Genomic DNA, 18828 nt, shown 5'->3' with positions numbered 1-18828 from the left:
CGGAAGGGCGATTGTTGTCAGCCCTTCGGCGAGCAACGCGGGAAGGGTCTAGAACGCCATCGCCTGCGCGCGCCGCTTGACCTCGGTCCCGTGGCTGGTGCGCAGCGCGTTGATCGGCGTGCTGCCCGGGAGCGTGTCGTCGGCGGTGAAGAGCCAGCGGAGCATCTCGGTGCGGCTGAACCCGGAGTCGGCGAGCACGGTGATCGTGCCGCCCAGCCCCTTGACGATGCCGTCCTTCACGAAGAAGGCGGCGGGCACGCAGAGTTCGCCCTCGCGCCGGACAGCGATCAGCTCGCCGTCCCGCAGCATCTGGCGGACCTTGTTGGCCGACACCCCCAATGCGGCCGCCACCTCCGGCAACGGCTTGACCGCGACCTCGGTGTCGAGGATGTCGTCGGCGACAGGAATCCCACTCACACGTGACACTGTGCCACATTCCCCCGTCCGGCCCACTGCTACGCACGGGTGACCCGCCCCGCCGCGCGGGTCCTTCCGTACGATTGCCCACCGTGACGCGCACCCAGCCCAGCCTCGTCGGCACCCTGCTCGAACGCCGGTACCGCGTTGACCAGCTGCTGGCCAGGGGCGGGATGTCGGCCGTCTACCGGGGCCTCGACACCCGCCTCGACCGGGCGGTGGCGATCAAGATCATGGATCCGCGCTTCGCCGACGACCGGTCGTTCGTCGACCGGTTCGTGCGCGAAGCGCGTTCGGCCGCCCAGCTGCATCACCCGAACGTGGTCGCCGTGCACGACCAGGGCTTCGACACCCCGGCGGGCCAGGACACCGGCCTCGCCTTCCTGGTGATGGAGCTGGTCAACGGCGGCACGCTGCGCGACCTGCTGGACGAGCAGGGCCAGCTGGACGTCTCGCTCGCGCTGAGCGTCGCGGAGCCGGTGCTGGCCGCGCTGGCCGCCGCACACGCCGCCGGGCTGGTCCACCGCGACGTCAAGCCCGAGAACGTGCTCATCGGCCGCAGCGGGCAGCTGGCGGGCGGCGTCGTGAAGGTCGGCGACTTCGGCCTGGTCCGCGCGGTGGCCAGCGCGGGCACCACGAGCTCGAGCGTCATCCTCGGCACCGTGGGCTACCTGGCCCCCGAACAGGTCGCCACCGGCGACACCACGGCCCGCAGCGACGTCTATTCGGCGGGCATCCTGCTGTACGAGATGCTCACCGGCCGCCTGCCCTACACCGGCGACACCGCGATCTCGGTCGCCTACCGGCACGTGAACGACGACGTGCCCCGCCCGAGCGAACTGCGCCCGGACCTGCCGCCGGTGCTCGACGACCTGATCCTGCGCGCCACCCGCCGCGACCCGGAGCAGCGCCCGGCCGACGCCGGCGAGTTCCTGGCGCAGCTGCAGGCCGCGCGCGCCGAACTGGGGCTGCAGCCGGTCGCGGTGCCGGTGCCCCCGCCGCCGGACGGCGACCGGGTGTCGGACGTCGAACGCACGCTCCCGAACATCCCGGCGGTCCAGCAGAACGTCCCGCTGGGCCAGCAGACCATGCCGGTCTCCGGGCCGCGTGGCACGCGCGCCATGACCCGCGCCGTGCCCGCCGCGCCTCCCCCGGCCGGGCCGCCGCACGCCGGGCCGCCAGTCCCAGCTCCGGAGGAGCCGCGGAAACCCCGTGACAAGCGCAAACTGATCGCGCTGGCGATCGCCGGGGTGCTGGTGCTCGGCGGGCTGATCGGCGCGTTCGCGTTCATCCTCAGCGATTCCAAGGTCACGACCACGACCGTGCCGAAGCTCGCCGGGCTGACCCAGGCCGAGGCGGGCGACCAGCTGCGCGCGGCGAAGCTGAACCCGCGCTACAGCCAGGAATTCGACAACACCGTCGACGCCAACAAGGTCATCAAGGTGGATCCGGCGCCGGGCACCACGCTCGACCAGGACGCCACCGTGTCCGTGGTCGTGTCGAAGGGCAAGCCGAAGGTGCCGAACATCCAGGTCGGCACCGCGCTGGACACCGCCACGAAGGCGATCCAGGAGCAGAAGCTCACCGTCGTCCAGGGCACTCCGGAGTACAGCGACACCGCGCCGCAGGGCACCGTCGTGAGCGTGAGCCCGGCGGCGGGCACCCCGGTGGACATCGGCGGCCAGGTGACGCTGGTGCTGTCCAAGGGCCCGGAGCCGCTTCCGCCGGTCCCGGACGTCACCGGGCGGTCCAAGGCCGAGGCGTTCCAGATCCTCCAGCAGGCCGGATTCCAGCCGCAGGACGGCGGCGAGGAGTTCTCGCAGAGCGTGCCCGCGGGCGCGGTCACCCGCACCGACCCGGGCGCGGGCTCGGCGGGGACCAAGAAGGTCAAGGTCTACGTCTCGAACGCGGTGCAGGTCCCGGACGTCCGGTACCGCACCTTCGACCAGGCCGCGGACCTGCTCAAGCAGGCCGGGCTCGACGTCGACCGCAAGGGCGGCGACGGCAACGGCCACGGGCACGGCGGCGGTGGCTTCAACTTCGTCCTGGAGCAGGACCCGGCCCCCGGCTCGTTCGTGCCCAAGGGCACCAAGGTCAAGATCCGGGGGATCGGCGGATGATCGGCAGCCGCGGCCGGGTCACCGGCACCGTCGGGCCCGGGCTGATCGGCGAGGTGCTGCTCAGCGTCCGCGGCGGCACCGAGGCCTTTTACGCCTACCCGGCCGAGCCGGACACCACCTTCGCCGTCGGCACACCCGTTCTGGTGGTCGATTTCGAGCCTCCGCGCACGGTCTACGTGGAAAGGTGGCAACCGTTGCGCGCTTGACCGCGTCGCAGTGCTGACGGCGCCTGAGCGCCGTGCCAGCTGAATACGGAAAGTGCGGCGAGGGCTATGGAAATCTGGGTCATCGTGGTGATCGCGGTCGTGGCCGTGATCCTGCTGTTCGGGCTCCTGCGGATCCTGTACAAGGTGGCGGAGCCGAACGAGGCGCTCATCATCTCCGGCTGGGGCGTCCGGGTCGAGCGCACCGAAACGGCCGACAGCCTCGGGTTCAAGATCATCACCGGCCGCGGCGTGAACGTGCTGCCGGGCTTCCAGACCGCGCGCAGGCTGTCGCTGGACACCCGAGGGGTGAACCTGCAGGTCTCGTGCGTGACGAAACAGGGTCTTCCGGTCACCGTGCGCGCGGTCGTGATCTACAAGGTCGGCGACGATTTCGCCTCGATCGCGAACGCCGCCCGCCGGTTCCTCGACCAGCAGAAGGGCATGAACGACACCATCCACGAGCTGTTCTCCGGGCATCTGCGCTCGATCGTGGGCGGGCTGACCATCGAGGAGATGATCCACAACCGCGACGCGCTGACCGGCGAGGTCCGCCAGTCGTCGGCGACCGAGATGATCAAGCTCGGGCTGATCGTGGACTCGCTGCAGATCCAGGAGATCGACGACGAGTCCGGCTACATCGTCAACCTCGGCAAACCGCACGCGGCCGCGATCGCCGCCGCGGCGCGGATCGCCGAGGCGCAGCGCGACCAGGAGGCCACCGAGGCCGAGCAGATCTCCGCCGCGCGCAAGGCGGGCGCGATCCGGGAAAGCCAGATCCAGCAGGCCGGTTACCAGGCCGAGGTGGACCAGGCCAAGGCGAAGGCGAGCCAGTCCGGTCCGCTGGCCGAGGCGACCGCGCGCCAGGAGGTCGTGGTCCAGGAGACCAGGGCCGCGGAGCTGGAAGCGGCGCTGTCCGAGCAGCGGCTGCAGTCGCAAGTCCGCAAACCGGCCGACGCGAAGGCGTACGAAACGCGCACCACGGCCGACGCGGAACGCGACGCGCAAATCGCCCGCGCGCAGGCACAGGCGAAGGAAACCGAGCTGCGGGCGGGCGCGGACGCGACCCGGGTCAAGACCGCGGCGGACGCCGAAGCGCAGGCGACGAAGGCCCGCGCGGAAGCCAGCGCGAGCGCGACGAAGGCCACTGGTGAGGCCGAAGCGGCCGCGGCCAAGGCGAAGGGCCTCGCGGACGCGGAGGCGGCGAAGGCCAAGGGTCTGGCCGAAGCCGAAGCGGCGAAAGCGAAGGGGCTCGCCGAGGCCGAGGCGATCAAGGCGCGCGCGGCCGCACTGGCGGAGAACCAGGAGGCTGTGGTAGCACAACAGCTGGCCGAGCGCTGGCCGGAGATCGTCGAAGCCGGCGCGCAGGCCTTCAGCAATGTCGACCACATGGTGGTCCTGAACGGCGCGGACGGGATGTCGGACATGTTCACCAAGGCGCTCTCCCTCGGCGGCACGGGCCTCGGCCTCGCCCGCCAGCTGATGGACGCCATGGGCACCAAGCAGTCCGGTTCCGACGGCAGTCTCGCCCCTCGCGAGGACTGATGAGCTTCTTCACGGACGGTCCTCGCGAGCGACCCCTGTTCCCGGTCCGGGAGCAGGAACTGTTCGGCTACGAGGGCCGTCCGTGGACGGGCCCGCCCGCCGACCACATCGTGCCCGCGCTGGTGCCGTGGCCGACGCCGCTGGGCCGGTCCGAGCGCACCATCGTGGCGCTGCGCGCGATCGAGGTGTGGCCGGAGGCGATGACGCTGCGGATCGCGGTGTACTCGCGCGACCGCATGGACGGCGCGCCGCTGATCGGCCACCGGCGGATCCCGGACTACAACTCGCTGCTGGTCGGCGTGCTGTTCCCGGACGGCGGCCGGGCCAGCTCCGAAACCGTTTCGGTGCCGAGCGCGGGCGAACCGCACGAACCGGTGCTGCGCGTCGAGGACGGCAGCGGGTCGGAGTTCCGCTACGAGCACCCGGTCTTCGTGTGGCCGCTGCCCAGCGCCGGTCCGGTGAAGCTGATCGTGCAGTGGCTCGACCGCGAGATCCCGGAAACGCACACCAAACTCGACGGCGGACGGCTGCGCGCCGCGGCGCACGAAGCCAGCGAACTGTGGCCGGGGCTGCCGAAGCGGCCGGGCAACGGCGTCGCGATGCGCCAGATCGCTGCCGAGGTCAACGACTCCGCCGGGCCCGGCCTGCCGCAGCGGCAGCCGCGGCGTGCCCCGGGCGAGTGAAATCCCGGGGAATTAGCGTCCCCGAAACATAACGGCCGTCCGCCGGTCATACCCGAGTAGTGTCGTGACATTCGCCCTCGACATTCGCACTCGACGCCGGACGTTGGAAGGTGGACCATGGCAGCTGCTTCGCTCAGCTCGCTCGATGTCGCTTTTCTTTGCCTCTCCAGGGAAACCGCGCCGATGCAGATGGGCGTGGCCCTGGTCTTCGCGCCGGAGGAGCCGATCGATCCGGACCGGCTGGCCGCGCTGCTCGCCCGCCGGGCGGCGGAGATTCCGCCGCTGCGCCGGAAAATCCGCGCCGGGCTGTTCCCGCCCGGCTCCGCGACCTGGGTGGACGACCCGGATTTCCGGGCAGTGAAACACATTCACCACCACCGGCTGACCACGCTGTACGACCCGGACCCGCTCCCGGAGTTCGCGGCGAGGTGGATCGCCGAACCGCTCGACCCGCACCGTCCGTTGTGGGAACTCACTGTGGTGACAGGTTTTCCGGACGGAACCTTCGCGATCTTGCTAAAACTCCACCACGCGCTCACCGACGGCGCGGGCGCGTACGCCGTCACGGTAGGACTCCTAGACGGATTGCCGCTTCCCGAGCCCGCGCCGGCGGTCCCGCAGCCGCGCTCGCCGATGGACGCGGTGCGGGATACGTTGGAGACAGCGGGAATCGCGTCGTCGGTGGTCCGCGCGGCCCGTCCGCCGTGCCTGCCGCTGGCCGCACCCGCCACCGCCGAACGGCGCCTCGGTTTCGCCCGGCTGGCCTCAGCCGATCTTCGCCGGATCCGGCGAACGCACGGCGGGACCACGAATGACGTCGTGCTCGCGGTGTTGTCCGGCGCGTTGCGCGAATGGCTGATCAATCGCGGCATTCGCGCGGCGGGACGTTCCGTGCGCGCGCTGATTCCCGTGAGCGTGCGCGGGAGAGCGGCCGAGCAATGGGGCGGGAACAAGCTTTCTGGCTATTTGTGCGATTTGCCGATCGGAATGGACGATCCGGTGCGGCGGCTGGCCGAAGTGCGCGCCGAGATGACGCGCAACAAAGCCGCCGGGCCTTCCCGCGGCGCCGGCGCTTTCCCGCTGCTGGCCGACCGGATGCCCGCCGCGCTGCACTGGCTGGGCACGCGAACCGCCGGGCTGGCCGCGCCGCTGCTGTTCGACCTGGTGGTGACGACCGTTCCGGTGCCGCCCGCCCGGCACGCGCTGGCCGGAGCACCTCTGACGGAGGTCTACCCGTTCGTGCCGCTGGCCCCGCATCAGGCGGTGGGCATCGCGGTGGCGCCTTATCGCGACAGTGTCCACATCGGACTGCAGGCGAACGCGGACGCGGTTGCCGATCTCGGTTCGCTGCGCGACGCGGTGGCCAAATCGGCGGCGGAACTGCTGGACGCCTCGTGAGTGTTTATCCCGGTTAGAACCGGGATAAACACTCACGAGCTGTCTCAGCCGCGCAGCATCTCCGCGACCAGGAAGGCCAGCTCCAGCGACTGCTGGGTGTTGAGCCGGGGGTCGCACGCGGTCTCGTAGCGGCCGGAGAGGTCGACGTCGGAGATTTCCTGCGCCCCGCCGAGGCATTCGGTGACGTCCTCGCCGGTCAGCTCGACGTGGATGCCGCCGGGGTAGGTGCCGAGCTTGTGGTGCACCTCGAAGAAGCCCTGGACCTCGTCGACGATGCGGTCGAAGTGCCGGGTCTTGTAGCCGGTGGACGACTCGTGCGTGTTCCCGTGCATCGGGTCGCACTGCCAGATGACCTTGTGCCCGGACGATTCGACCTTCTCCACGATCGCCGGCAGCACCTCGCGGACCTTGCCGTTGCCCATCCGGGAGATGAGCGTGAGCCGTCCCGGTTCGTTGCGCGGGTCGAGCCGCTCGACGTACTCGAGCGCCTGCTCGGGCGTGGTCGTCGGGCCGATCTTGAGCCCGATCGGGTTCGACAGCAGCTCGGCGAACGCGATGTGCGCGCCGTCGAGCTGCCGGGTGCGCTCGCCGATCCACAGGAAGTGCGAGGACAGGTTGTACAGCTTCGGGTTCGCCGCGTCGGCCTGGTCCAGCCGCAGCATCGCGCGCTCGTAGTCGAGCAGCAGCGCCTCGTGGCTGGCGAAGATCTCGGTGTACTGCAGCGAGGTGTCGGTGACGCCGCAGGCGTTCATGAACCGCAGCCCGCGGTCGATCTCGGCGGCGAGCGCCTCGTACCGCTCCCCCGCCGGCGACGAGGACACGAAGTCCTTGTTCCAGTCGTGCACCTGGTGCAGGTCGGCCATGCCCGCCCCGGTGAGCGCCCGGACGAGGTTCATCGCCGCGCCGGCGTTCGCGTAGGCGCGGATCATCCGGCCCGGGTCCGGAACCCGCAGCTCCGGCTTGGCGACGAGCGAGTTGATGATGTCGCCCCGGTAGACAGGCAGCCCGAGCGCGTCGGTGCCCGACGAACGCGGCTTCGCGTACTGGCCCGCGATCCGCCCGACCTTCACCACCGGCAGGCTGGCCCCGTAGGTGAGCACGACGGCCATCTGCAGCAGCGTGCGCAGATTGGCCCGGATGTGCGGTTCGGTGTTGGACTCGAACGTCTCCGCGCAGTCGCCGCCCTGCAGCAGGAAGGCCTCCCCGCGAGCCACCATGGCGAGCCGGCTCTTCAACCGGTCGATCTCCGCGGGCACGGTGATCGGCGGCACGCTCTCCAGCACGCCGCGCACCCGCTTGGCCAGCGCGACGTCGGGCCACTCCGGCTGCTGCGCGGCAGGCAGCGACAAGGCGGTGTCGAGGCGGTCCCGCAGCTCAGGAGGCAGGGGCGGCAGCTCGGGGAGAGTGTCTACGGGAACGTCGACTGTCCAGTTCACGCGTCTCAGGATAGGGTCTGCCGCCTTTGCCCGGGGCGGTGGGCGTCGAGGGTCACGCGTCCGGGGAGTCTTGGCGGGAGCGGGTGCCGAATCGGTCGGCGGCTCCAGTTTCCCGCGAACCGTGTCGGCCGGGTCACATCGGCTGGAAGTTGACATCGGTGTCAACGAATAGCGTCGGTTTCGGACAGACCGAGATGCGGGAGGAACCGGCAGATGAGCACAGCCTTGGGATACCGATCGTTCGGCGCGGCCGAGGTCCAGGAGTTCTTCGAACGGCCGGATCCGACGCCCGGTCCCGCGGAAGTTCTGGTCCGGGTGGCGGCCGCGGGAGTGAATCCGCTCGATCATCTCCTGCGGGCCGGACAGGTCCCCGATCTGAACGGCCATCTGCCGTTTCCTCAGGTCATCGGGATGGAAGCAGCGGGAACCGTGCTCAAAACGGGGAAAGACGTGACCGGGCTCGAGATCGGCGACCGGGTCACCGGGTTCGCGTTGACCGGGGCGGGCACTTACGCGGAAACCACGCTGCTCCTCGGCGAATCCACCGCCCGGATCCCCGACTCGCTGCCGTGGGCCTGGGCGGCGACTATCCCCGTCGCGGGCACCACCGCGCTCGACGTGCTCGACCAGCTCGACCTGCCGAAGGGCGCGTCGCTGCTGGTGAACGGGATCGGCGGCGGAGTCGGGATCGCGGTGGCGCAGCTCGCGCGGGATCGCGGGCTCGTCGTGACGGGTACGGGCAGCACAGCCAAGCGCGATCTCGCGACGAAGTACGGCGCGGCTTTCGTCGACTACACGGCGGGCAGCGTCGTGGGCAACTTCGACGCCGTAGTCGACACGGTCGGCGGTCAGTCCCTGCGCGAAGTCGCGCCATTGGGAAAGAAGCTCATCGCGGTCGGAGACCCCTCAGTGACCGAACTCGGCGGCGAGTTCGTCCATCGTCGCCTCGATCGGGCAAGTCTGGAGAGGGTCGCGGAGCTGATGGTCGAAGGGCGGCTCGATCCGCACATCACCGGGACCTACCCGCTCGCGCGAGCGCAGGAAGCACTGGCGCTTGTCGAGTCCCGTCACGCAAAAGGCAAGCTGGTCATCAGCGTCTAGCACGAACTCCCCGCGCCCTGCCGGTATCGCGTGTTCGCCTCGATCAACACGTCCAGGGCATCCCGGGCCTCGGCGAGGCGGGCCATGTCGGCGGTCAGCCGGTCCCGCTCCCCCACCATCGTGGTGAAAGCGTCTTCGATCACGCCCTCGTCGTCGCTGTGTACGCAGGGCAGCAGCCGGGCGATCACCTTGCTGTTCAAGCCTGCGTCGAACAGCCGGCGGATCAGTTCGATCCGTTCGACCTCCGTCGCGAGGTAGTGCCGCTGTCCGCCCGCGGACCGGGTGCTCTGCACCAGGCCCTGCTGCTCGTAGTACCGCAGCGAGCGGGCGCTGACTCCGGTCTTCCGGGCTAATTCGCCAATCCGCACAGAACCCAGCTTAAAGAAACGGGCCCCGGCGCGCCGTTGCGCCGGGGCCCGAGCCAGGGTTCGATCACACCACCGCGAGCGGCAATGCGGTCGGGTGCACGGGAGCAGGAAGATCCGAAGCGCCCGTCAGGAAGGTGTCCACGGCAGCCGCGACCGAGCGGCCTTCCGCGATGGCCCACACGACCAGCGAGGCGCCGCGGTGGGCGTCTCCGCAGACGAAGACTCCTGGGGTTTCCGTTTGCCAGTCCGAGCCGCACGACAGGGTGCCCCGGCGGGTCAGGGTCAGGTCCAGGCCTTCCAGCAGCGGCATTTCCTCGACGCCTTCGAAGCCGATCGCCAGCAGGACCAGGTCCGCGGGCAGCGTTTCGACCTCGTCGTTCACCGGGAGCACCTCGCGGCGGCCGGTTTCCGGGTCCTTCTGCACGCGGACTTCCTGCAGTTCCACGGCTTTCACGCGGCCGTTGCCGTCGTCGACGAACCGCTTGACCGCCACGGCGAACTTCCGCTCGCCCGCTTCCTCGTGCGCGGGATAGGTGCGCAGGATGTACGGCCAGGTCGGCCACGGGGACCGTTCGTCGTCGCGGGTTTGCGGCGGCGTCGGGTACTGGTCGAGCTGGGTGACCGACAGCGCGCCCTGGCGGGTGGCGGTGCCGTAGGAGTCCGCGCCGGTGTCGCCGCCGCCGATGATCACGACGTGCTTGCCGTTCGCGTCGACCGGGGACGGGCCGTCGCCTTCCACGAACTTGTTGGCCGGCACCAGATGTTCCATCGCCAGGTGGATCCCGTCGAGCGAACGGCCCGGCGTGGTGCGGTCGTCGCGGCCGCGCAGGGCACCGACGGCGAGCACGACCGCGTCGTACTGCGCGCGCAGGTCTTCCACCGACAGGTCGACGCCGACCTCGCAGCCGGTGACGAACTTCGTGCCCTCCTTGCGCAGCTGCGCCAGGCGCCGGTCGAGGACCTTCTTCTCCATTTTGAACTCGGGAATTCCGTACCGAAGCAGGCCGCCGAGCCGGTCGTCCCGCTCGAACACGGTGACCTCGTGGCCCGCGCGGGTCAGCTGCTGCGCCGCGGCGAGCCCGGCCGGACCCGAGCCGACGACGGCCACCTTGCGGCCCGAGGACACCTCGGCCACCTGCGGCTGCACGTATCCGGCTTCCCACGACTGCGTCGCGATCGTCTCTTCGACGCGCTTGATCGCGACCGGCCCGCCGGACAGCGGCGAGATCGACAGCACGCAGCCCGCCTCGCACGGCGCCGGGCACAATTTCCCGGTGAATTCCGGGAAATTGTTGGTGGCGTGCAAGCGATCGCTGGCCGCCGCCCAGTCGCCGCGGCGGACGAGGTCGTTCCATTCCGGAATCAAATTGCCCAGCGGACAACCGGAGCCGCCGGAATGGCAGAACGGGATGCCGCAGTCCATGCATCGCGACGCCTGCGTGCGCACCTGCTCGTTGCGCTCTTCCGGCGAGACGTCCGCATAGACCTCGCCCCACGAGGAAAGCCGTTCCTCGTAAGACTTTTTCTTCGGCTCTTGCCGTTCGTGCTTCAGAAAACCGGTGGGGTCAGCCACGAGCTGCCTCCATGATCGCTTCGTCGACATCGCGGCCGGCAGCACGCGCCGCCTTCGCCGCATCGAGGACCCGCTGGTAGTCGCGCGGCATCACCTTGGTGAACGCCGCCGAGCGCCGGGTCCAGTCGCCCAGGAGCGACGCGGCCACGGCCGAGCGGGTGAGGTCGTGGTGCTGCTGCACGATCTGCTTGAGCCAGGCCAGATCCTCCGGGTCCGGCCGAAGCAGGTCCACCATGTCCTGGTTGACCTTCGCGCGGTCCAGATCGAGCACGAACGCGCTGCCGCCGGACATCCCGGCCGCCAGGTTCCGCCCGGTCGGGCCGAGCACCACCGCGCGGCCGCCGGTCATGTACTCGAACGCGTGGTCTCCCACGCCCTCGGCCACGACCGTCGCGCCGGAGTTGCGGACGCAGAACCGTTCGCCGACCTGCCCGCGCAGGAACAGTTCGCCGGACGTCGCGCCGTAGGCCAGCGTGTTGCCCGCGATCGTCTGCTGTTCGGCGGCGAAGCTCGCGTCCGGATGCGGGCGGACCACGATCCGGCCGCCGGACAGGCCCTTGCCGACGTAGTCGTTGGCGTCGCCGACCATTTCCAGCGTGATGCCGCGCGGCAGGAACGCGCCGAGCGACTGCCCGGCCGAACCGGTGAGCAGCACGTGGATCGTGCCGTCCGGCAGGCCCTCGCCGCCGTAGCGGCGCGTGATTTCCGAGCCCAGCAGCGTGCCGACGGTGCGGTTCACGTTGCGCACCGGCAGTTCCAGGCGCACCGGGTGCGCGTCTTCCAGCGCCGCCTCGGCGAGCTGGATGAGCGTGCGGTCGAGTGCGTGCGCCAAGCCGTGGTCCTGCTCGCGCACGCGCCGCTTCGAGCCGCCGTACGGCGTTTCCGCGGGCATGTCGAAGACCGGGCCGAGGTCGAGCCCGGAGGCCTTCCAGTGCTGCACGGCCTCGTCGGTGTCGAGCATCTCGGCGTGCCCGATCGCCTCGTCGAGCGTGCGGAATCCCAGCTGTGCCAAGGTTTCCCGCACTTCTTCGGCGACGAACTCGAAATACCGCACCACGTGGTCGGCCTGTCCGGTGTAGCGCTTGCGCAGCTCCGGGCTCTGCGTCGCGACGCCGACCGGACACGTGTCGAGGTGACAGACGCGCATCATGATGCAGCCCGCGACCACCAGCGGCGCCGTCGCGAAGCCGTATTCCTCGGCACCGAGCAGCGCCGCGATCACGACGTCGCGGCCGGTCTTCATCGCACCGTCCACCTGCACCGTGATCCGGTCGCGCAAACCGTTGAGCAGCAACGTCTGCTGCGTTTCGGCGAGCCCGATCTCCCACGGCGTTCCGGCGTGCTTGAGCGAGTTCATCGGCGACGCGCCGGTTCCGCCGTCGTGCCCGGAAATCAGCACGACGTCCGCGTGCGCCTTGGACACGCCCGCCGCGACCGTGCCGACACCCAGCGAGGACACCAGCTTCACGTGGATGCGGGCCTTCTCGTTGGCGTTCTTGAGGTCGTGGATCAGCTGCGCCAGGTCCTCAATGGAATAGATGTCGTGGTGCGGCGGCGGGGAAATCAGCCCGACGCCCGGCGTCGAATGCCGCGTGCGCGCGATCCACGGGTACACCTTGTTCGGCGGCAGCTGCCCGCCTTCGCCCGGCTTCGCGCCCTGCGCCATCTTGATCTGGATGTCGTCCGCGTTCACCAGATACTCGCTGGTGACCCCGAACCGGCCCGACGCGACCTGCTTGATCGCGCTGCGCCGCTGCGGGTCGTACAGCCGTTCCGGGTCTTCGCCGCCCTCGCCGGTGTTGGACCGGCCGCCGATGCGGTTCATCGCGATGGCGAGAGTTTCGTGCGCCTCGGCCGAAATCGAGCCGTACGACATCGCCCCGGTGTTGAACCGGCGCAGGATCGCCGACGCGGGCTCGACCTCGTCCAGCGGGATCGGCTCGCGCGCGCCGTCGCGGAACTTGAACAGCCCGCGCAGCGTGCCGCCCTCGCGGTAAAGCCGGTGCACCTCTTCGGTGTACTGGCGGTACACCTCGTCGCGGCCGGTCTTCGACGCGTGCTGCAGCAGGAACACCGTCTCCGGCGTGAACAGGTGCAGCTCGCCCTCGCGGCGGTACGCGTATTCGCCGCCGGTCTCGAGTCCACGGTGGACCCGATCGGTCGGGTTGTCCGGGTACGCCCGGCGGTGCCGCACCGCGACCTCTTCGGCGAGCACCTCCATGCCGACGCCGCCGAGCTTCGACGACGTTCCGGTGAAGTACTCGTCGAGCAGTTCCTGGCTCAGGCCAAGGGATTCGAACACCTGCGCCGCGGTGTACGCGCCGACCGTGGAAATGCCCATTTTGGACATGATCTTCAGGACGCCCTTGACGAGCGCCTGCACGTAGCTGCGGATCGCCTTCGCCGGTTCGATGCCGGTGATCGCGCCTTGGCTGATCATGTCTTCGATGGTTTCGAAGGCCAGATACGGGTTCACCGCCGCCGCGCCGTAGCCCAGCAGCAGCGCGATGTGGTGCACCTCGCGGGCGTCGCCGGTCTCCACGACCAGCGCGACGCGCAGCCGTTCCTTGGTGCGCACCAGATGGTGGTGCACCGCGGAAACCAGCAGCAGCGACGGGATCGGCGCCATCCGGTGGTCGGAATCGCGATCGGACAGCACGAGCGTGCGCGCGCCCGCCGCGATCGCCTCGGACGCGTCGCGCCGCACCCGCTCGATCGCCGCCGCCAGCGCTTCTGCCCCGCCGTCCACTTCGTACAGTCCGGAAAGGACACTGCAGGCGAAACCGGGCAGATCGCCGTCGTCGTTGATGTGGATGAGCTTGGCCAGCTCGTCGTTGTCGATCACCGGGTACGGCAGGTTCAGGTGCCGGCACGACGCGGGTCCGGGAGCGAGCAGATTGCGCTCCGGCCCCATGATCCGGCTCATCGACGTGACGAGCTCCTCGCGGATCGCGTCCAGCGGCGGGTTGGTCACCTGCGCGAAGTTCTGCTTGAAATAGTCGTACAGCAGCCGGGACCGCTTGGACAGCACGGCGACCGGGGTGTCCGACCCCATCGACCCGATCGGCTCGGCCCCGTTGGCGGCCATCGGCGCGAGCAGGATCTTCAGTTCTTCTTCGGTGTAGCCGAAAGCGAGCTGGCGGCGCAGCACGGAATCGTGGCTCTGCACCACGTGGTCGCGGTCGGGCAGCTCGGCGATCTTGAGCAGCCCGGCGTGCAGCCAGTCGCTGTACTGCTGCTTGCGCGCCAGCGCGGACTTGACCTCTTCGTCGTCCACGATCCGGCCCGCCGCGGTGTCCACGAGGAACATCCGGCCGGGCTGCAGCCGGCCCTTCGCGACGACGTTTTCCGGTGCTACGTCAAGGACTCCGGCCTCGCTCGCCAGAACGACGCGGCCGTCGGCGGTGTGCCACCAGCGCGCCGGGCGCAGGCCGTTGCGGTCGAGCACCGCGCCGACGAGCGTGCCGTCGGTGAAGGTGACGCACGCCGGGCCGTCCCACGGTTCCATCAAACTGGCGTGGAACTGGTAAAAAGCCCGCCGTTCCGGATCCATCGAGGTGTGGTTCTCCCACACCTCCGGGATCATCATCAGCACCGCGTGCGGCAGCGAGCGGCCCGCGAGATGGAGCAGCTCCAGCACCTCGTCGAAGGACGCCGAGTCCGACGCGTCGGCCGAGCAGATCGGGTACAGCCGCGAAAGATCGCCGGGAAGCAGGTCCGATTCGAGCAGTGCTTCGCGGGCGCGCATGCGGTTGCGGTTGCCGCGGATCGTGTTGATCTCGCCGTTGTGCGCCACGAACCGGAACGGGTGCGCGAGCGGCCACGACGGGAAAGTGTTGGTGGAGAACCGGGAGTGCACGAGCGCGATCGCGCTGGCGAGCCGGGAATCGCGCAGATCCGGGAAGAACCGCGGCAGCTGCTCGGGCGTGAGCATGCCTTTGTAGACGATCGTGCGCGCGGACAGCGAAGGGAAGTACGTGCCGCAGCCGGAAGCGAGGCTTTCGTGCTCGACGCGCTTGCGCAGGCAGAAGGCCAGCCGGTCCAGCTCCAGGCCGGTTTCGCCGTGCGGGGACGACACGAACAGCATCGCGAAATGCGGCATCACCGAACGCGCGGTGGGGCCGATCTCCGCGCCGTCGGTGTCCACCGGAACCTCGCGCCAGCCAAGGACGGTGAGCCCTTCTTCGGCCGCGATCCGTTCGGTGAGCCCGATCGCCTTGCGGCGCTGCTCGTCCTCGGCGGGAAGGAACGCGATCCCGGCGGCGTATCCGCCGCCGGCGGGCAACGGGAATCCCGCCTCGGCGCGCAGCAGTTCGTCGGGCAGCTGCAGCAGGATCCCGGCGCCGTCGCCGCTCGTCGGCTCGGCTCCCGCGGCTCCGCGGTGGTCGAGATTCGTGAGCGCGGCGAGACCGTCGGTGACGATCCCGTGCGTGCGGCGGCCCTGGACGTCGGCGACCATGGCGACGCCGCAGGAATCCTGCTCGGTGTCCGGGTCGTACAGACCCTGCTTGCCGGGGATGGCGGAGAAGATCATGGAAAAGGGACCTCCTTCGTCGTTTCGTGCGGTGGCCGGCGAACCGGCCGCGGGGAGCGCACGGGACGACGATGGCCCGCTTGTTAGCGCGACTTTAACACCTGGGAAACACCCCAGCAGCGCCTCGGAGCTCCCCGAACGGGGAAGAACGGTAACGATCCGGCAGCGCGGAACGACGTAGTTCCGGATGGGTTCCCGATGCTTCGGTCCGCGAAGCATAAGCCCCGGAGCGGCCTCGCGCACCTGTCGCGTGACGAAGTCGATGCGCCCGCTTCGTCCCCTTCGCCCGATCTTCCCAGGTAATCGCACAAATTTCCGGGAACCGCCCACACTCGGTGATCGTCGGTTGCCATAGTGTTCGGCAACCAACAGCTCACGGGGAGGGCGGTTTCTTTCATGTCCGGCATAGAAGTCGACGTCGAGACGATGAACCAGTACGCCGAGGTGCTCGACAGCCTCCACGAGAAGATCAGCAAGATCAACGACTACATGCGCTCCACCGCGTGCGACACGTCCGGTTTCACCGGTCTGTTCATGGTGCTGCAGCCGGTGGTGCAGCTGGTCGGGAACCTCTACGGCGGCACGCTCGATTTCGGCCACTCGCGGCTGACCTCGCTGTCCGACGGGGTCAAGCAGGCGGCGCAGGCCTACGCGCACCACGACGCGAATTCCGCGCAGCTGCTCCAGAAGTTCATCGACCAGTTCGACGGCATCGACTCCGGCCGCGGCGCGGCCTGATGCGCATCCGCACCACACGGTTCTGACGAGGGGGACAAGACATGGCACGGCACGGCGGCGGGCACGGCGGCGGCCACCACCCCGGGGGAACGGGGACGACGCATCCGCCGTCCCGCCCCGGCGGCAACCAACCGCACCCCGGCGGCAACCAGCCGCACCCCGGGGGCAATCAGCCGCATCCCGGCAATCAGCCGCCGCCCGGCGGGAATCACCCGGGCGGGAATCAGCCCGGCCATCCGGGCGGGAATCATCCGGGCGGCACCGGTCCGGACGGGCGTCGTCCCTCCGGCGGGGACGACCAGACGCATCCGAGCGGCACCGGGGGAAACTCCGGCAACGACGGCAACGGCCGGGATGGTCGGGATGGTCGGGATGGTCGAGACGGCCGCGATGGTCGGGACGGCCGAGACGGCCGTGACGGTCGCGATGGCCAGGACGGCGGCGAAGAAGGCGGCGACGGCCGGGGTCGCGATCGCGGCAACGAGGGCGGCGACGAAGGCGGCGGCCGGGGCGGCGAAGAGGGCGGCTCCGGCAGTGAAGGCGGCGACGGGGGCGGCGAAGGCGGCTCCGGCAGCGAAGGCAGCGAGGGCGGCGAAGGCGGCGGCAACGGCGGCGAGGGCAACACCGGGGGTTCGGGCGGAGACCCCGGCGGAGTTCCCGGCGGCACCGGCGACTTCGACCGCGGCGACTCGATCGTCGAATTGCTGCAGCCGCCGGAAGACACCTCCGGCGAGGACGTCCAGGCGCTGGTGAAGGACGCCGGCGTCGAGGTGATGGCCGTCGAGTGGGTGTATCAGAAGTTCACCGGCACGACGCTGACCCAGCAGTTCATCGAACCGCTCACCGGCGACTTCTCGAAGATGTCGGCCGACGCCGAGGCGTGGCGCAACATCTCCGAGGCGATGAAGGCGTTCTCCGAGGTGATGGTCGCCAACGAGAAGACCGTCAGCGATTCCTGGCACGGCATGGCTTCCTTGGAGCACAAGGCTTACGTGCAGGCCGGATGGCGGGCCGGGCTCGCCGCCGAGGCCGGGATCGCGTCGCTGATCGCCAAGGGTTTCGACCTGCTGGCGGACACGTCGAAGAAGCTCGCGGCCAAGGCCCTGGACCTGCTGAAGAGCCTGATCGACCGGCTGCTGGTGATGGCCGCGGAGGCGTGCGTCCCGATCGCGGGCTGGATCGCCGACGCGATCACCGCGTTCAGCGAACTGCTGCCGCTGATCAACGCGCTGATCTCGATCATCGAGATGATCCAGGACATCATCACGAAGGTCCAGGACATCTGGAACTCGATCAAGGACATCGGGTCGCAGCTGCAGAAGATCAAGGACGTCGGCAGCATCGGCGATCTCGTCGACATCGCGAAGAACATCGGCGGGGACGTCGGCGACATCAAGGAGAACGCCAAGGGCATCGGCCAGGACGCCAAGGACGCCGTGCAAGCGGGCAAGGACGGCGTCAACGAGTCGCGCGAGGCGCACGCGGAGAACCGGCGCTCGCGCGAAGGCGGCGAGGAAGGCGACCACACGTCCGGCGACGGCAATTCCGGCGAGAACGGCAACCGCCGCTCCGGCGACGAGGGCGACCGGTCGCAGGGTTCCGGCGAACGCGGGCAGGACCAGCGGTCCCAACCGGACGGTCCGCAGCACCAGCCCCCGCAGAACCAGCCGAACCACCAGCCGCCCCAGCAACCGAATCACCCGCCGTCCCAGCCGAACCACCCGCCCGCGAACCATCCGCCGTCCCATCCGCCCCGGCGCCCGGCAAGTGGCCGGATCCACGGCCGCATCGACTAAGGAGGAACTGCCGAGATGTCCCAGCCCGTCACCGCGGACGATTCGTGGAAGACGCCCGAGCTGCGGGAGGCCGAGGCCGCGCTCGACCGGACGGTCCGCAAGTCCCAGCAGCTGCTGAAGGACCTGGAGAAGATCAAGCTCCGCCCGCTGCCGAAAACCGACACTCCGGAACGGATCGAGGCGATCAAGAAGGCCGCCTCGCGTCCGGACGCGCCCGCCCAGCTGCGGCTGGTGAAGCGGAAGGTCGACGCGGGCGAATTCACCTGGGAAGACGTCGCCGCGGGCCGGGCCTTCGCCGACCCCGAGGTCCGCGCGCTCGCCGACGAAAAGCTCAGCGAGGCCAAGGACATCCTCGAGGAGCTGGAGGAGGGCCAGTCCCCCGAGGAGATCCTCGAGGCACGCACCGGCGGCGCCGGGAACCCGTTGTCGGACACCGGTCGCGCGACCTATCCGGACACGCCGGACAAGCCCGCCGGGTTCTCCGCCGAGGACCCGCTGGCGAGCAGCGGCCGCCCGCAGCCCCCGGCCCCACCCGCGCCCTCGCCGGGGCCTGCGGAGTACTCGAACGAGAATCCGCTCGCCGACCGGACTCCGCCTCCTCCCCCGGCTCCGCCGAAGGAAGAACCGCCCGCTCCTCCCGCTCCGCCTCGGCATCGCGCGCCGGAACCGCAGCCGGAGGACGATTTCGCCGATCCCCTCGCCGACCGGGGCGACCGGCCGAAGCGGTCCGCGCCCCAGCCGCCGCCGTCGCCGGGCCGCCGTGCCCGGCGTCAGGACTCCGGCGATGACGACGACTACTTCGGCGGCTCGTTCCTCAGCTGAGCCCCGCTCCGAAGTACGTGAGGGGAACCCTGAGGGAATCTGCCCAGCCGTCCGCCGCCCCAGCCCAGCCGCGTCTTCCGGTCCCATCCGCGCC

At 69.9% G+C, this 18828-nt stretch carries 14 protein-coding genes; 9 read left to right on the top strand and 5 right to left on the bottom strand.

Annotation, left to right across the window (positions count from 1 at the left end):
* Positions 1–48: 48 nt before the first annotated feature.
* Positions 49–417, bottom strand: a complete 369-nt coding sequence (locus ACWDNU_RS24260; RefSeq protein ID WP_370939139.1) for an Rv2175c family DNA-binding protein — start codon at positions 415–417, stop codon at positions 49–51.
* Positions 418–509: 92 nt separating this feature from the next.
* Here ACWDNU_RS24260 and pknB point away from each other — a divergent pair, with 92 nt between their 5' ends.
* From pknB to ACWDNU_RS24235, 5 genes are all read left to right on the top strand, one after another.
* Positions 510–2537: a Stk1 family PASTA domain-containing Ser/Thr kinase gene (gene pknB / locus ACWDNU_RS24255; RefSeq protein WP_449670566.1), complete on the top strand. Its 2028-nt coding sequence runs from the start codon at positions 510–512 to the stop codon at positions 2535–2537.
* Positions 2534–2743 (top strand): hypothetical protein, encoded by a 210-nt coding sequence (locus ACWDNU_RS24250; RefSeq protein ID WP_037809693.1) that lies wholly within the window; start codon positions 2534–2536, stop codon positions 2741–2743. The genes pknB and ACWDNU_RS24250 overlap by 4 nt, the downstream gene beginning before the upstream one ends.
* 66 nt (positions 2744–2809) lie before the next feature.
* A complete protein-coding gene (locus tag ACWDNU_RS24245; RefSeq protein WP_449670565.1) occupies positions 2810–4285 on the top strand; it encodes an SPFH domain-containing protein in 1476 nt (491 codons plus the stop codon).
* Entirely contained in the window at positions 4285–4968 is a 684-nt protein-coding gene (locus tag ACWDNU_RS24240) for a hypothetical protein (protein WP_370939144.1), read from the top strand. The genes ACWDNU_RS24245 and ACWDNU_RS24240 overlap by 1 nt, the downstream gene beginning before the upstream one ends.
* 117 nt (positions 4969–5085) lie before the next feature.
* A complete protein-coding gene (locus ACWDNU_RS24235; RefSeq protein ID WP_449670564.1) occupies positions 5086–6366 on the top strand; it encodes a wax ester/triacylglycerol synthase domain-containing protein in 1281 nt (426 codons plus the stop codon).
* Between the two features lie 44 nt (positions 6367–6410).
* On the opposite strand, the gene ACWDNU_RS24230 is transcribed toward ACWDNU_RS24235, so the two are convergent.
* Positions 6411–7802 carry a class II 3-deoxy-7-phosphoheptulonate synthase gene (locus ACWDNU_RS24230; RefSeq protein ID WP_354747996.1) on the bottom strand — a complete coding sequence of 464 codons (1392 nt, stop codon included), beginning with the start codon at positions 7800–7802 and terminating at the stop codon, positions 6411–6413.
* A 213-nt stretch (positions 7803–8015) separates the two neighbouring features.
* On the opposite strand from ACWDNU_RS24230, the gene ACWDNU_RS24225 reads away from it, so the two are divergent.
* Positions 8016–8903, top strand: a complete 888-nt coding sequence (locus tag ACWDNU_RS24225) for an NADP-dependent oxidoreductase (protein WP_449670563.1) — start codon at positions 8016–8018, stop codon at positions 8901–8903.
* Here the strand turns inward: ACWDNU_RS24225 and ACWDNU_RS24220 are convergent.
* From ACWDNU_RS24220 to gltB, 3 genes are all read right to left on the bottom strand, one after another.
* Positions 8900–9271 (bottom strand): MerR family transcriptional regulator, encoded by a 372-nt coding sequence (locus tag ACWDNU_RS24220; RefSeq protein WP_370939147.1) that lies wholly within the window; start codon positions 9269–9271, stop codon positions 8900–8902. The two genes, ACWDNU_RS24225 and ACWDNU_RS24220, sit on opposite strands and share 4 nt — an antisense overlap.
* A gap of 64 nt (positions 9272–9335) precedes the next feature.
* The gene (locus ACWDNU_RS24215; RefSeq protein WP_449670562.1) at positions 9336–10844 is read right to left on the bottom strand and encodes a glutamate synthase subunit beta; all 1509 of its coding nucleotides are present in this window, start codon (positions 10842–10844) and stop codon (positions 9336–9338) included.
* Positions 10837–15378 (bottom strand): glutamate synthase large subunit, encoded by a 4542-nt coding sequence (gene gltB / locus ACWDNU_RS24210; protein WP_449670561.1) that lies wholly within the window; start codon positions 15376–15378, stop codon positions 10837–10839. Before gltB ends, ACWDNU_RS24215 begins: the two co-directional genes overlap by 8 nt.
* A 396-nt stretch (positions 15379–15774) precedes the next feature.
* Here gltB and ACWDNU_RS24205 point away from each other — a divergent pair, with 396 nt between their 5' ends.
* Genes ACWDNU_RS24205 through ACWDNU_RS24195 form a run of 3 tightly spaced genes read left to right on the top strand, consistent with a single transcriptional unit; the run spans position 15775 to position 18734 of the window.
* Positions 15775–16116: a hypothetical protein gene (locus tag ACWDNU_RS24205; protein WP_370939150.1), complete on the top strand. Its 342-nt coding sequence runs from the start codon at positions 15775–15777 to the stop codon at positions 16114–16116.
* Positions 16117–16157: 41 nt separating this feature from the next.
* Entirely contained in the window at positions 16158–17912 is a 1755-nt protein-coding gene (locus ACWDNU_RS24200; RefSeq protein ID WP_449670560.1) for a hypothetical protein, read from the top strand.
* Positions 17913–17927: 15 nt separating this feature from the next.
* Positions 17928–18734 carry a hypothetical protein gene (locus ACWDNU_RS24195; protein ID WP_449670559.1) on the top strand — a complete coding sequence of 269 codons (807 nt, stop codon included), beginning with the start codon at positions 17928–17930 and terminating at the stop codon, positions 18732–18734.
* Positions 18735–18828 lie beyond the last annotated feature (94 nt).

The organism is Amycolatopsis sp. NPDC003676 (assembly GCF_053587275.1).
The sequence above is the reverse complement of the archived record's forward strand: the minus strand, read 5'-3'. Positions and strand labels throughout refer to the sequence as shown.

Excerpts from the sequence above, each read along its gene's own strand:
- ACWDNU_RS24250 (WP_037809693.1), top strand. The coding sequence starts at position 2,534 with ATGATCGGCAGCCGCGGCCGGGTCACCGGCACCGTCGGGCCCGGGCTG.
- ACWDNU_RS24245 (WP_449670565.1), top strand. The coding sequence starts at position 2,810 with ATGGAAATCTGGGTCATCGTGGTGATCGCGGTCGTGGCCGTGATCCTG.
- ACWDNU_RS24240 (WP_370939144.1), top strand. The coding sequence starts at position 4,285 with ATGAGCTTCTTCACGGACGGTCCTCGCGAGCGACCCCTGTTCCCGGTC.
- ACWDNU_RS24235 (WP_449670564.1), top strand. The coding sequence starts at position 5,086 with ATGGCAGCTGCTTCGCTCAGCTCGCTCGATGTCGCTTTTCTTTGCCTC.
- ACWDNU_RS24225 (WP_449670563.1), top strand. The coding sequence starts at position 8,016 with ATGAGCACAGCCTTGGGATACCGATCGTTCGGCGCGGCCGAGGTCCAG.
- gltB (WP_449670561.1), bottom strand. The coding sequence starts at position 15,378 with ATGATCTTCTCCGCCATCCCCGGCAAGCAGGGTCTGTACGACCCGGAC.
- ACWDNU_RS24205 (WP_370939150.1), top strand. The coding sequence starts at position 15,775 with ATGTCCGGCATAGAAGTCGACGTCGAGACGATGAACCAGTACGCCGAG.
- ACWDNU_RS24200 (WP_449670560.1), top strand. The coding sequence starts at position 16,158 with ATGGCACGGCACGGCGGCGGGCACGGCGGCGGCCACCACCCCGGGGGA.
- ACWDNU_RS24195 (WP_449670559.1), top strand. The coding sequence starts at position 17,928 with ATGTCCCAGCCCGTCACCGCGGACGATTCGTGGAAGACGCCCGAGCTG.